Genomic DNA, 12,660 nt, shown 5'->3' on the forward strand with positions numbered 1-12,660 from the left:
GACCGGTGCTACTCCTGCTGCCAGGAGTGCCACAGCCGCGCGTAGTCGCCGCCTGCGGCGACGAGCTCGTCGTGCGGGCCGATCTCGCTGATGCGGCCGCCGTCGACCACGGCGACGCGGTCGGCGTCGTGCGCGGTGTGCAGGCGGTGCGCGATCGCGACGACCGTCCGGCCGGCCAGCACGGCGTCGAGCGAGCGCTCGAGGTGGCGAGCCGCCCGGGGGTCGAGGAGCGACGTCGCCTCGTCGAGCACGAGCGTGTGCGGGTCGAGCAGCACGAGGCGCGCGAGCGCGAGCTGCTGCGCCTGCGCCGGGGTGAGCACGTGCCCGCCCGACCCCACGGTCGTCGCGAGGCCCTCGGGCAGCGACTCGGCCCACCCACGCGCGTCGACGGCGTCGAGCGCGTCGAGCAGCTCGGCCTCCTCCGCGTCGACCTTCGCGAGGCGCAGGTTGTCCGCGAGCGTGCCGACGAACACGTGGTGCTCCTGCGTGACGAGCGCGACCTCGCGCCGCAGGTCCTCGAGCGGCAGGTCGACGAGCCGCACGCCGCCGGAGCGGACGGAGCCCGCCGTCGGGGGGTGGATGCCCGCGAGCATGCGTCCGAGGGTCGACTTGCCCGCGCCCGACGGCCCGACGACGGCGAGCCGCTCGCCCGGCTCGAGGTCGAGCGAGACGCCGTGCAGCACGGGGTGGCCCTCGCGGTAGGCGTACTCGACGTCGCGTGCGACGAGGCGGTCGCCGTCGGGCACGTCGCCCGTCGGGGTGCGGTCGCCGGGCACCTGCGCGACGCCGACGATGCGCGCGTACGACGCCGCGGCCACCTGGATCTCGTCGAGCCAGAAGATGAGGTTCCACACCGGCCCGGCGAGCTGGAACGCGTAGGTCGTCACCGTGGCCACGGCGCCGAGCGTCGTCTGGCCCTGCGAGAGCAGCCACGCGCCCCACACGAGCGCCGCGACGGGCGCGATCGCGATGGCCAGGTCGATGCCCGGGAACAGCACGGTGCGCAGCCCGAGGGTGTACCGCTCCGCCTCGAACGCCTCGGTGAGGTCGGCGCGCACGCGCGCCTGGCGGCGCTCGGTGAGCGAGAGCGCGTCGACCGTGCGCGCGCCCTCGACGCTCTCGGTGATGGTGCCGTTGAGCGTCGCGTAGGCGGCGGCCTCGCGCTGGTAGCCGGCCGACGCGCGCTGGAGGTACCAGCGCGACACGACGACGAGCAGCGGCACGCCCACGAACAGCGCGAGCGCGACGAGGGGTGCGACCACGACGGCTGCCACGGCCGTGAGCACGAGCGTGACGACCGCGACGAGGAGCTGCGGCACGCCGAACCGCACGGCGTGCTGGATGCGGTCGACGTCGTTCGTCGTGCGTGCCACGAGGTCGCCCGTGCCCGCGCGCTCGACCGTGGACAGCGGCAGCGACGTCACCGTTTCGACGAGGTCCTCGCGCAGCTCGGCGAACACCGTCTCGCCGAAGACCATGGACAGGCGCTGCGCGTACCGGCGCAGGACGGCCTGCGCGACGACCGCGCCCGCGCCCACGGCGACGACGGTCGTGACGTACGACGACGTGGTGCCCTCGGTGACGGCGTCGACGAGCCGGCCGAGGAGCCACGGCCCCACGAGGCCCGCGACCGCGGCCAGGGTGTGGAGCACGGCGATGAGCACGAACGTGCCGCGGTGCCGGGCGAACAGGCGCCCGGCGGCGGCGCGGACGGCGGGGCCGTCGGCGACGGGGAGCCTCATGCCTGGCCTCCTTCGGGTGCGGTGCGGGCGAGGGCGGGGGTGTCGTCGAGCGAGCGCCCGACGACGCGCAGGTACCGGGCCGCGTCGTCGTCCGGCACGGTCGCGGGGGAGTGGGCGCGGTCGACGAGGTCGCGGTGCGTGCCGCGCCCCGTGACCCGGCCGTCCTCGAGGAGCAGCACCTCGTCGACGTGCTCGAGCACGAGCGGCGACGCCGTGACGACGAGGGTCGTGCGCCCGCGGCGGGCGTGCGCGAGGCTCGCGGCGATCCGCGCCTCGGTGTGCGCGTCGACGGCGCTCGTCGGCTCGACGAGGACGAGGATCTCGGGGTCCGTGAGGAGCGCCCGGGCGAGCGCGACGCGCTGACGCTGGCCGCCCGAGAGCGACCGCCCCTTCTCGGGCAGCTCGCCCGCGAGGCCGTCGGGCACGGAGTCGAGCACGTCGTGCGCGTCGGCCGTGCTCACCGCGGCGAGCACCTCGGCCTCCGTCGCGGTGCCGCGCGCGTCGAGCTCGTCGCGCAGGGCGCCCGAGAAGAGCTGCGGCGTCGCCTCGGCGACGACGACGCGGCGCCGGAGCGCGTGCTTGTCGAGCGCGGCGAGCGGCGTCCCGCCGAGCCGCACGGGCGTGGCCGCCTCCGCGGCGTCGTCGAACCGGCCCAGCCGGGTCGCGACGGCCGCCGACGCGTCCGGGTCCGCCGAGACGAGCGCGACGACGCGTCCCGGCTCGAGCACCAGGCCGCTCGTCTCGTCGACCAGGGGGCTGCCCTCGGGCGGCATGGGCGCGGTGGCCGGGGTCGCGCCCGCGGCCGGCTCGACCGCGAGGACGCGCACGATCTTGCGCGCGGCGACATGGGCGCGCGTCGCGATGTTGAGCATCTGCGTCGCGACCTGCAGCGGCCAGCCGAGGAACGCCGCGTACCCGTAGAACGCGACGAGCTGCCCGGGCGTGATCTCGCCGCGCAGGGCCGCCGTCGCGCCGAGGTAGACGACGAGCACGACGAGCAGGCCGGGCAGGAGCACCTGGAGCGCGTCGAGCGTGGCCTGCGTGTGCGCGACCTTCACGCCGGCCTCGCGGACCCTCTGCGACTGCCGCGCGTAGCGGCCCACGAACACGCCCTCGCCGCCGATCCCGCGCAGGATGCGCAGGCCCGACACCGTGTCCGCGCCGAGCGTCGTCAGGCGGCCCTGCGCCTCGCGCTGCGCGGCCTGGCGCTGCTGGAGCGGCTTGACGAGCAGCGCGAGCACCGCCGCCACGACCGGCAGGCCCAGCACGACGACGAGACCGAGCTGCAGCGACGTCGAGAGCATGATGACCGCCACGACGACGTACGCGCCGAGCGCGCCGAGGAACTGGCCCATCATCGAGAAGAGCTGGCCGACGCGCATCGCGTCGCTCGCGACGGTGGACACGACCTCGCCCGTCGGGAGCTCCTCGGTGATCGCGTCGCCCGAGCGGGCCGTGACGTCGCCCACGAGCTGCGACGTCGTGAGCGCCGAGCGCAGCCAGTTCGCGATGTCGAACCGGTGCTGCGTCACGCCCGTGACGACGATGCCCAGGCCCAGCGCGAGCAGCAGGCCCGCCCAGCGCCACAGCTCGGCGCCGAACCCGGCGGTGAGCCCCTCGTCGAGCGCGCGGCCGAGCATGTACGGCTGGAACGCCTGGCACGCGAAGTTCCCGAGGCCGAGCAGCACGGACACCGTGAGCACCGTCCACTGGCGCCCGGCGATCCAGAGGAGGTAGCGGGACGGGCCGCGCAGGTCGGGGGTCCCCGGGTCGGGGAGAGGGAGGGGTCGCACGGTGTTCTACCCTAGGTTCGGCGTCCGACACGCGGCGACGGTTTAACGCGGCGACCGCGTCACGCCACCGCACGCGGCGGAGACCGCCGCGGCCGTCTCGCCCGGAACGAGGACCTCTCCCATGACCACGCAGGACCCGGCCACCCCCACCGACGCGCCCGTCGTCGCCCCCGCCGACGCGGCGGCCCCCAGCGCGCAGGCCGCGCGCACCGCGATCCGCAAGGCGCGCGGCGCGCTCGCGCGCTACCGGGTCCTCGCGATCATCACCGGCGTGATGCTGCTCATCCTGTGCGTCGAGATGCTCGTCAAGTACGGCGTGGGCCAGTTCGTCGACGTCGACGGGATCATGCGGTACGTGTCCTGGATCCCCTTCGCGCACGGCTGGATCTACGTCGTGTACCTCGTCACCGTGCTCGACCTGTGGACCAAGATGCGCTGGGGCTGGGGCCGCCTCGCGACGATGGTGTTCGCCGGCGTCGTCCCGGTCATGTCGTTCATCCTCGAGAAGAAGGTGCACGCCGAGGCCGACGCGAAGCTCGTCGCGCTGGAGGAGCAGTACGCGGCATGACGACGCCGCTCGCGCCCCTCGTCGCGCCCGGTCCCGAGCTCTCGACGCCGGAGCTCGAGCGCTACGCGCGCCACCTCGCGCTGCCGGGCGTCGGCACCGAGGGCCAGCGGCGGCTCGCGGCCGCGCGCGTGCTCGTCGTCGGCGCGGGCGGCCTCGGCAGCCCCGCGCTGCTCTACCTCGCCGCCGCGGGCGTCGGCACGATCGGCATCGTCGACGACGACGCCGTCGACACGTCCAACCTCCAGCGCCAGGTCATCCACGGCGGGTCGGACGTCGGGCGCCGCAAGGTCGACTCCGCGCGCGAGAGCATCGCGGACGTCAACCCGCACGTCCACGTCGTCGAGCACGCGCTGCGGCTCGACGCGGACAACGCGCTCGACGTGCTGCGCGGCTACGACGTCGTGCTCGACGGCGCCGACAACTTCCCGACCCGCTACCTCGTCTCCGACGCGGCCGAGGTCCTCGGCCTGCCCGTCGTCTGGGGCTCGATCTACCGCTTCCAGGGACAGGTCAGCGTCTTCTGGGCCGCGCCCCGGTTCGCCGTGCCCGACGACGCCGCGCACCCGGGCGCCGCGGGTCCCGACCCCGCGGGGCCGGGAGAGCGAGGTCCGCGCGGGGTCACCTACCGCGACGTGTTCCCCGTCCCGCCGCCCCCGGGCGCGGCACCCGACTGCGCCACCGGCGGTGTGTTCGGCGCGATGTGCGGCACCGTCGGCTCCGTCATGGCGACCGAGGCGATCAAGCTCGTCACCGGCGCCGGCACGACGCTGCTGGGCCGCCTCGCCGTCTACGACGCCCTCGACCTCTCGTGGCGCCAGCTCACCGTGCGCGCCGACCCGACGCGCGAGCCCGTCACCGCGCTCCTGCCGGGCGACGGCGCCTACGCCGCGTTCTGCGGGCTCCGGCCCGCGGCGCAGGCCGTGGCGACGCCCGGTGCCGGGGCGGGGCCGACCGGGGCAGCCGGGCCCGCGCCGCGCGACGTGTCCGCCCCCGACGCGGCCGCCCTGCTGCGGGCCGACGGCCTCGCGCCGTTCCTCCTCGACGTCCGCGAGGACTGGGAGGCGCAGGTGCGCCCGCTCCCCGGGTCGACGCTCGTCCCGAGCGGCGCGTTCCTCGGCGGCGCGCAGGACCCCGGCGTCGCCGCGGCGCTCGCGGACCTGCCCACCGACCGCCCGGTGCTCGTGGTGTGCGCGGTCGGCGGCCGCTCCGCCCGCGTCGCCGACGCCGCCCGCGCCGCGGGCCTCGACGCACGCTCCGTCGTCGGCGGCGTCCCGGCCCTCCTCGACGCCCTGAAGACCCCCACCCTCTAGCCCCCTGCACGTCGACCAGGTGGTCGCGGCGCGTCCTGGTCGACGGACGAGCCGGGATAGCCTGCTCGGCGCGCAGGGACCGCCTGGTCGACGGGGTCAGAGGGCCAGGTCGAGGCGGCCCTGCGGGGACGAGCTCGCGAGGGCGCCCTCGCGGCGGGGGATGCGCCCGGCGCCCGCGGCGAGCCGGCCCGACTCGACGGCGAGGCGCATCGCGCGGGCCATGCGGACCGGGTCGGCGGCGCGCGTGACGGCCGTCGCGAGGAGCACGCCGTCGGAGCCGAGCTCCATGGCGAGCGCGGCGTCGGACGCCGTGCCGATCCCCGCGTCGAGGATCACGGGCACCCGGGCCGCGGCGGCGATCGCCTCGATGTTGCGCGGGTTGAGGATGCCGAGCCCCGTGCCGATGGGCGCCCCGAGGGGCATGACGGCGGCGCAGCCGACGTCCTCCAGCCGGCGCGCGAGGATCGGGTCGTCGTTCGTGTAGGGCAGCACGACGAACCCGTCGCGCACGAGCTGGTCCGCCGCCTCGACGAGGCCGACCGGGTCGGGCAGGAGGGTCACGTCGTCGGCGATCACCTCGAGCTTGACCCACTCGGTGCCGCACGCCTCGCGCGCGAGGTGCGCGGTGAGCACGGCCTCCCGCACCGAGAAGCACCCGGCGGTGTTGGGCAGCGCGCGGATGCCGAGGCGGGCGAGCAGCGCCCAGATCCCCGCGTCGGGGCTCGCGTCCCCGCCGGCGCGGACGGCGACGCGTCGCATCGCGACGGTCGTCAGAGCGGTGCCCGACGCGACGAGCGCGTCCTCGAGCGTGAGCAGGTTCGCGGCCCCGCCGGTGCCCATGACGAGGCGCGACCCGATCGGGGTGCCGGCGACGACGAGCGGGTCGTCGGCGCCGGCCGGGCCGCTCGCGGTGGCGGGGGAGACGTCGGTCGTGGTCATGGGTCCTCCTCAGCCGCCCTGGACGGCGGTGACGATCTCGATGCGGTCCCCGGGCGCGACGACGGTCGTCGCCCAGGCGCCGCGCGGCACGACGGCGTCCCCGACGGCCACCGCGACGCCCTGCGGCGTGCCGTCGGCGACGTAGGCGGGGACGAGCGCGGCGACGAGCCGCTCCAGGTCGACGTCGCCGTCGAGCGGGTACGGCTCGCCGTTGACGAGCGCGGTGGGTGCGGGTGCGGTCACGGGTCTCACCTCGGTGTCGTGGCGGTGCGGGCGAAGCGGTCGGTGCGGGCGGTGGCGAGGGCGGTCGCGACGTCGTCGCCGGGCTCGGTCCCGCCCAGGCCGGAGAGCCCGCCGAGCCCGGCGACGACGGCGTCGGCCGTGAGCGGGGCGAGCAGGATGCCGTTGCGGCCGTGGCCCGTCGCGAGGTGCAGCCCCGGGACGTCCGTCGGCCCGACGAGCGGGAGGTTGTCCGGGGTCGAGGGGCGCCCCCGCGGCGTCACCTCGACCAGCGCGGCCTCGTCGATCCCCGGCAGGAGGGCGCGGGCGTCCCGCAGGAGCGCGAAGACCCCGCCGGCGGTGGCGCGGCGGTCGTCCGGGTTCTCCTCGGTGGTGGCCCCGACGACGACCTCCCGGTGCCCGGCGCGCGGGCCGGCAGGCTCGGGGTCGCGCGGCACGACGTACACCGGCCGGCCCTGCACGAGCCCGCGCACGACGTGCTCCAGCGCGAGGTCCGGGCCCGCGTCGAGCCGCAGCGTCTGACCCTTCACCGGCCGCGTGGGCACGACGACGCCCGGCACGTCCGCGAGCAGGGCGCCCGACTGCCAGCCCGCCGCGACGACGACCGCACCCGCGCGGTGGAGCCGGCCCGCGTCGTCGTGCACGCCGACCACGCGCCCGGCATCGAGCGCGAGCCGGGTCGCGGACGCGCGGACGACGCGCGCCCCGGTGGCCGAGCCCGCACCCGCGGTGTCGCGTCCGCCGAGCGCGGCGAGCAGCGCGGCGTGCGTCGCGCGCGGGTCGACGGCGTGGTCCGCGGGGGCCCACGCCGCCCCGGCGACGCGCGGGCCCAGGTACGGCTCGCGTCGGCGCGCGTCGGCGACGGTGAGCTCGTGCGACACGAGACCGTGCGCGGCGTGCAGCGCGAGGACGCGGCGGAGCAGCGCGAGGTCGTCCGCGTCGTAGGCGAGGGTGAGCGTCCCGGCGATCCGCAGCCCGACGTCCACCCCCGTCGCCGCGCGCAGGTCCGCGGCGAACGCCGGCCACGCCGCGGCGGCCGCGAGGTGGAGCCGCAGGGCGGCCTCCTCCCCGAAGTCGGCCTCGGTCACCGGCGCGAGCATCCCCGCGGCGGCATGGGTCGCGCCCGCGCCCGGCGTCGGGTCGAGCACCGTGACGGTCAGGCCCGCGCGCGCCGCGCGCCACGCGACGGCGAGACCCACGATCCCGCCCCCCACGACGACGACGTCACGCGCGCCGTCGGGCACGACGGAGCGACCCGCGGACGGGTGGACGGACAGGCTCATGTGCGCTCCCTTCGCTGGCATGACCCAGATCAGGTTCGACGGTCGGCGGCGACGCCCTCTCAGCCCCGTGCGGGGCTCCCGTGCTGTCGGCCACAGTACCTCCTGCCGTGGGCCCGCCGAGGCTAGGCTCCCGCGGGTGAGCTCCGAGACCTCCACCACCCCGGCCACTCCCGCCCCGTCGGCAGGGGACGCCGCACGCGCCCGGCTCGCCGACGCGCGGCTCTACCTCTGCACGGACGCGCGCGAGGAGCGCGGCGACCTCGAGGACTTCCTGCGGGCGGCGCTCGCGGGCGGGGTGGACGTCGTGCAGCTCCGCGACAAGACGCTCGACGTCGCGCGGGAGCTCGAGCTCCAGGAGCTCGTCGCGCGCGTCGCGACGGAGCACGGCGCGCTGTGGGCCGTGAACGACCGGGCGGACGTGGCGTCGGTCACGGGCGCGCCGGTCGTGCACATGGGCCAGGGCGACCTGCCGGTCCCGGCCGTGCGGGCGCTGCTCGGCGCGGGGCCCGTGCTCGGCCGGTCCACGCACTCGGCCGCGCAGGCGGCCGCGGCGGAGGCCGACCCGGCGGTGGACTACTTCTGCGTGGGTCCGCTGTGGGCGACCCCGACGAAGCCGGGGCGGGCCGCCGTCGGCCTCGACCTGCTGCGGGACGTCGCGGCGACCCGGCCCGCGACGCCCTGGTTCGCGATCGGCGGGATCGACGCGGACCGGCTCGACGCGGTCCTCGACGCGGGCGCGACCCGGATCGTGGTGGTGCGCGCGATCACGGCGGCGAGCGACCCGGAGGCGGCCGCCCGCGCCCTGCGCGAGCGCGTCGCGGCGCGCGCCGAGGTGCCCGCCGACGCCTGAGACGCGGGACGAGCCCCGCCGCACGGCGACTATCCTGGACGGGTGACGTCACCCGCCACCGCTCCCGACACCCCCACCACCGCCGAGGTGGCCTCGACCCCGCGGCCCGTGCTCGTCGTCGACTTCGGCGCCCAGTACGCGCAGCTCATCGCGCGCCGCGTGCGCGAGGCCAAGGTCTACTCCGAGATCGTGCCGCACACCTTCACGGTCGAGCAGATGCTCGCGAAGGACCCGGCCGCGATCATCCTCTCGGGCGGCCCCTCGTCCGTGTACGCGACGGGTGCCCCGTTCGTCGACCCGGCGCTGTTCGAGGCAGGCGTGCCCGTCATGGGCATCTGCTACGGCTTCCAGGCCATGGCGAAGGCCCTCGGCGGCGAGGTCGCCCAGACGGGCCTGCGCGAGTACGGCGGCACCGAGGTCGAGGTGTGCGCCGCGGGCGTGCTGCTCGACGGCACGCCGCAGAACCAGACCACGTGGATGAGCCACGGCGACGCCGTGCACCGCGCGCCCGAGGGCTTCGAGGTCCTCGCGACGTCGTCGGGCTCGCCGGTCGCCGCGTTCGAGGACCGCGAGCGTCGCCTCTACGGCGTGCAGTGGCACCCGGAGGTCAAGCACTCCGCGCACGGCCAGACGGTGCTGGAGCACTTCCTGTACGACGGCGCGGGCCTCGCACCGGACTGGACGCCCGGCAACGTCATCGCGGACCAGGTCGCTGCGATCCGCGCCCAGGTCGGCGACGCGCGCGTCATCTGCGCCCTCTCGGGCGGCGTGGACTCCGCCGTCGCCGCGGCGCTCGTGCAGCGTGCGGTGGGCGACCAGCTCACGTGCGTGCACGTCGACCACGGGCTGATGCGCGCGGGCGAGGTCGAGCAGATCGAGCGCGACTTCGTCGCGGCGACGGGCGTCAACCTCGTGATCCGCGACGAGAAGGAGCGGTTCCTCACCGCGCTCGCCGGGCACAGCGACCCGGAGACCAAGCGCAAGATCATCGGCCGCGAGTTCATCCGCGTGTTCGAGGACGCGGCGCGCCAGATCGTCGAGGACGCGGGCGAGCACGGCGCCGAGGTGAAGTTCCTCGTGCAGGGCACGCTCTACCCGGACGTCGTCGAGTCCGGCGGCGGCGAGGGCGCGGCGAACATCAAGAGCCACCACAACGTCGGCGGCCTGCCCGACGACCTGCAGTTCTCGCTCGTCGAGCCGCTGCGCACCCTGTTCAAGGACGAGGTCCGCGCGGTCGGTCGCGAGCTCGGCGTGCCTGAGGAGATCGTCGCGCGGCAGCCGTTCCCGGGCCCCGGGCTCGGCATCCGCATCGTCGGCGAGGTCACGGCGGACCGCCTCGAGACGCTGCGCGCCGCCGACGCGATCGCGCGCGAGGAGCTCACGAAGGCCGGCCTCGACCAGGAGATCTGGCAGTGCCCGGTCGTGCTGCTCGCCGACGTCCGCTCGGTCGGCGTCCAGGGCGACGGCCGCACCTACGGCCACCCGATCGTGCTGCGCCCCGTCTCGTCCGAGGACGCGATGACGGCCGACTGGACGCGCCTGCCCTACGACGTGCTGTCCGTCATCTCGACGCGCATCACCAACGAGGTCTCCGAGGTCAACCGCGTCGTGCTCGACGTGACGAGCAAGCCCCCGGGCACCATCGAGTGGGAGTGACCCCCTAGCGGGACGGGCGGGCCCGACGATCCACGGCGATCGTCGCGGCCCGTTCGTATGCCCGCTCCACGTCGGCGAGCACGCGCGGCCAGCCCGCCGACGACGGCACGTCCCGGTTGTGGGCGACGATCCGGTCGAGCAGGCCGTCCTCGGTCGCGAGGCGCACGAGCGCGTCGGCGAGGCCGGCGTCGTCGTCCGCCACGAGCGCGTCGACGCCGTCGGTGAGGCGCTCCGCGACGCCCGACTGCGAGCGCGTGAGCACCGCCAGCCCGGCGGCCTGGCCCTCGAGCGCGGCGATGCCGAACGCCTCCTCGACGGCGGGCGCGGCGAACACGTCGGCGCGCGCGTAGAGCCGCTGGAGGCCCGTCGCGTCCAGGCGGCCGGGGAGCGACACGACCGACCCCAGCCCGCGCTCGGTGACGAAGCGCCGCGCGTCGGCCAGCTCGGGGCCGTCCCCGGCGAGCGTCACGTGCAGCGCCCCCTCGGGGAGGCGCGCGACGGCGTCGCGCACGACCTCGAGGAACGGCAGCACGCGCTTGCGGGGCGCGAACCGCGTCGCGGCCACGACGTGGACGGCCGAGCCCTCCATGCGGTCGGCGCGCTCGGTGCGCGGGACGCGCCACGCGTCGAGGTCGAGGCCGTTGTGCAGCACCACGACCTCGCCGTGGTCGCCGACGATGCGGCGCAGGGGAGCGGCGGTCAGCTCGCTCACGGCCGACCACAGCACGGGCCAGCGGGACCAGCGGACCACGCGGTCGAGCCCGGTGAACGCGCGCTCCGCGCCGCCCCAGACGCTGTGCACGGTGAGCACCGCGGGCAGCCCCGCGCGCACGACCGTCCGCAGCGACGCCTGGGTGGAGGGCGTCAGCACGCCCATGTGCAGGTGCACGACGTCGGGCCGGTCGGCGCGCAGGACCCGCGCCACGTGGTGCGGCGCGCGCGGGTGCACGGGGTAGCCGCCCGGGACGCGCGCGGCGAGCCGGTGCACCGTGACGTCACCGTCCCGCTCGGTCGACACGCCGTGCGCGCCGGGGTGCGCCGGCGTCGTGCAGACGACCGCGACGTCGTGACCGGCGGCCGCCTGCTGCTGCGCGAGCCGCGCGACCTGGGTCTCGATGCCGCCGAGCAGCGGCAGGTAGCAGTCGGTCAGGTGGGTGATGCGCACGGACCGCATCCTCCCATCCCGGCCCCGGCGGGCCGCGCGGTCGCCGCCGCGCCCGCCCTGAGGTGCGCGTTCGCCGCGCGGTGCTCCGCTCCCGTCGCTACCGTGGGCCCCGTATGGGTGGTTCGACCGTCCCGTGACCGGCCCGCACCCGCGGGCGGTCTCGTGCGGGCGGTTGCAGGTGGGTCCTGACGAAGGGGAGAACGCGCCATGTCGAGCACCGTCACCGTCACACCGACGAAGGGGGCACGGGGCATCGGCCTCGTGTCGATCTTCGCGGGCATCATCCTTCTCCTCGCGGGCATCGGCACATGGATCGTCGTGTCGAACCAGCTGTCCGCCGAGGAGATCACCGTCTCGGACGACGCGTCGTTCCTCGCGGGGCGCCACGTCAACGGGCCGCTCACCGCGTACGCGCAGGCCGAGGTCATCAACAAGCACGCGCTCGAGGCGAGCGGCGGCAAGACCTACGCCGAGCTCGGTCAGGACGACCCGACGCGCCAGACCGTCATGACGGCCTCGTTCCTGCGCGCGTCGTTGTTCACCTCCGTCGTCGCGTTCGGGGTGTGCGCGCTCGTCATCGGGCTGGGCATCCTGTTCATCCTCGTCGGGATCGCGCTGCGCCGGCTCGCGGGTGGGCCGAGCGTCGCCGTCGAGACCCCGGGCGGCTACTCGTCGTCGGGCGACCTGTCGGACGCCGGTCGGCACGCCGCGCCCGCGCACGCCGCGCCGGGGCACGTCGAGCCGTCGCCGACGGCGCCTCCCGTACGTCCCGAGCCGACCTCCCCGGGCCGCCCCTCTGCGCTCTCGACCCCCGGCGCCGAGGCCCGCGCGGCCGCTCCCGGTACGACGGCGACGCCCGTCGAGCCGACCGGTGCCGCCGGCACGGGCACGCCGAGCGCACCGGGCTCCTCGCCCGCGGCCTCGCCCGACACCCCCACGACGACGACCGGGCCGACCACGCCCGAGCACCGGGCCGACGGCCCGACGCGGCGGGGCGACGAGCCGACCCCCTGACCGTCCCGGCAGCCCGTCCGGGCGCCGAGGACCCGCTCCCACCGGGTCGCACCGGGGAGAGCGTGCGGGGCGGCGTCGCTCGGGCACACCGAGGGCCGTG

General features: G+C 76.4%; 11 protein-coding genes and 1 riboswitch. Of the genes, 5 read left to right on the forward strand and 6 right to left on the reverse strand.

What is annotated here, in order from left to right:
• Positions 1–8: 8 nt before the first annotated feature.
• Both ACI769_RS00175 and ACI769_RS00180 read right to left on the reverse strand, forming a co-directional pair.
• On the reverse strand, positions 9–1,742 hold the full coding sequence (locus tag ACI769_RS00175) for an ABC transporter ATP-binding protein (RefSeq protein ID WP_085388380.1): 1,734 nt from the start codon (positions 1,740–1,742) through the stop codon (positions 9–11).
• Positions 1,739–3,535 carry an ABC transporter ATP-binding protein gene (locus tag ACI769_RS00180; protein ID WP_085388379.1) on the reverse strand — a complete coding sequence of 599 codons (1,797 nt, stop codon included), beginning with the start codon at positions 3,533–3,535 and terminating at the stop codon, positions 1,739–1,741. Before ACI769_RS00180 ends, ACI769_RS00175 begins: the two co-directional genes overlap by 4 nt.
• Before the next feature lie 121 nt (positions 3,536–3,656).
• On the opposite strand from ACI769_RS00180, the gene ACI769_RS00185 reads away from it, so the two are divergent.
• The gene (locus ACI769_RS00185) at positions 3,657–4,103 is read left to right on the forward strand and encodes a DUF3817 domain-containing protein (protein ID WP_085388378.1); all 447 of its coding nucleotides are present in this window, start codon (positions 3,657–3,659) and stop codon (positions 4,101–4,103) included.
• Positions 4,100–5,413 (forward strand): ThiF family adenylyltransferase, encoded by a 1,314-nt coding sequence (locus tag ACI769_RS00190; RefSeq protein ID WP_409141026.1) that lies wholly within the window; start codon positions 4,100–4,102, stop codon positions 5,411–5,413. The genes ACI769_RS00185 and ACI769_RS00190 overlap by 4 nt, the downstream gene beginning before the upstream one ends.
• 96 nt (positions 5,414–5,509) lie before the next feature.
• Here ACI769_RS00190 and ACI769_RS00195 read toward each other — a convergent pair whose 3' ends face one another.
• The 3 genes from ACI769_RS00195 to thiO all read right to left on the reverse strand — a co-directional run bounded on the left by ACI769_RS00195 (position 5,510) and on the right by thiO (position 7,875).
• The gene (locus ACI769_RS00195; RefSeq protein ID WP_409141027.1) at positions 5,510–6,352 is read right to left on the reverse strand and encodes a thiazole synthase; all 843 of its coding nucleotides are present in this window, start codon (positions 6,350–6,352) and stop codon (positions 5,510–5,512) included.
• A 9-nt stretch (positions 6,353–6,361) separates the two neighbouring features.
• Positions 6,362–6,595, reverse strand: coding sequence for a sulfur carrier protein ThiS (gene thiS, locus ACI769_RS00200; RefSeq protein ID WP_076405108.1), 234 nt, complete (start codon positions 6,593–6,595; stop codon positions 6,362–6,364).
• Between the two features lie 5 nt (positions 6,596–6,600).
• The gene (thiO, locus tag ACI769_RS00205; protein ID WP_409141028.1) at positions 6,601–7,875 is read right to left on the reverse strand and encodes a glycine oxidase ThiO; all 1,275 of its coding nucleotides are present in this window, start codon (positions 7,873–7,875) and stop codon (positions 6,601–6,603) included.
• Positions 7,865–7,967: riboswitch (TPP riboswitch) on the reverse strand. (Overlaps the previous gene by 11 nt.)
• 44 nt (positions 7,968–8,011) lie before the next feature.
• Between thiO and thiE the strand changes: the two genes are divergently transcribed.
• Together thiE and guaA are read left to right on the forward strand one after the other, a co-directional pair.
• A complete protein-coding gene (thiE, locus tag ACI769_RS00210; RefSeq protein WP_085388374.1) occupies positions 8,012–8,725 on the forward strand; it encodes a thiamine phosphate synthase in 714 nt (237 codons plus the stop codon).
• Between the two features lie 42 nt (positions 8,726–8,767).
• A complete protein-coding gene (gene guaA / locus ACI769_RS00215; protein WP_061268633.1) occupies positions 8,768–10,381 on the forward strand; it encodes a glutamine-hydrolyzing GMP synthase in 1,614 nt (537 codons plus the stop codon).
• Positions 10,382–10,385: 4 nt separating this feature from the next.
• On the opposite strand, the gene ACI769_RS00220 is transcribed toward guaA, so the two are convergent.
• Positions 10,386–11,546, reverse strand: coding sequence for a glycosyltransferase family 4 protein (locus ACI769_RS00220; RefSeq protein WP_409141029.1), 1,161 nt, complete (start codon positions 11,544–11,546; stop codon positions 10,386–10,388).
• Positions 11,547–11,753: 207 nt separating this feature from the next.
• Here ACI769_RS00220 and ACI769_RS00225 point away from each other — a divergent pair, with 207 nt between their 5' ends.
• Positions 11,754–12,560: a hypothetical protein gene (locus ACI769_RS00225; protein ID WP_370512490.1), complete on the forward strand. Its 807-nt coding sequence runs from the start codon at positions 11,754–11,756 to the stop codon at positions 12,558–12,560.
• The last annotated feature ends 100 nt before the right edge of the window (positions 12,561–12,660 follow it).

Origin of the sequence: Cellulosimicrobium sp. RS (assembly GCF_046159675.1) — a bacterium.
GTDB classification, from domain to species: Bacteria; Actinomycetota; Actinomycetes; order Actinomycetales; family Cellulomonadaceae; genus Cellulosimicrobium; species Cellulosimicrobium funkei.

Excerpts from the sequence above, each read along its gene's own strand:
- ACI769_RS00175 (WP_085388380.1), bottom strand. The coding sequence starts at position 1,742 with ATGAGGCTCCCCGTCGCCGACGGCCCCGCCGTCCGCGCCGCCGCCGGG.
- ACI769_RS00185 (WP_085388378.1), top strand. The coding sequence starts at position 3,657 with ATGACCACGCAGGACCCGGCCACCCCCACCGACGCGCCCGTCGTCGCC.
- ACI769_RS00190 (WP_409141026.1), top strand. The coding sequence starts at position 4,100 with ATGACGACGCCGCTCGCGCCCCTCGTCGCGCCCGGTCCCGAGCTCTCG.
- ACI769_RS00195 (WP_409141027.1), bottom strand. The coding sequence starts at position 6,352 with ATGACCACGACCGACGTCTCCCCCGCCACCGCGAGCGGCCCGGCCGGC.
- thiO (WP_409141028.1), bottom strand. The coding sequence starts at position 7,875 with ATGAGCCTGTCCGTCCACCCGTCCGCGGGTCGCTCCGTCGTGCCCGAC.
- ACI769_RS00225 (WP_370512490.1), top strand. The coding sequence starts at position 11,754 with ATGTCGAGCACCGTCACCGTCACACCGACGAAGGGGGCACGGGGCATC.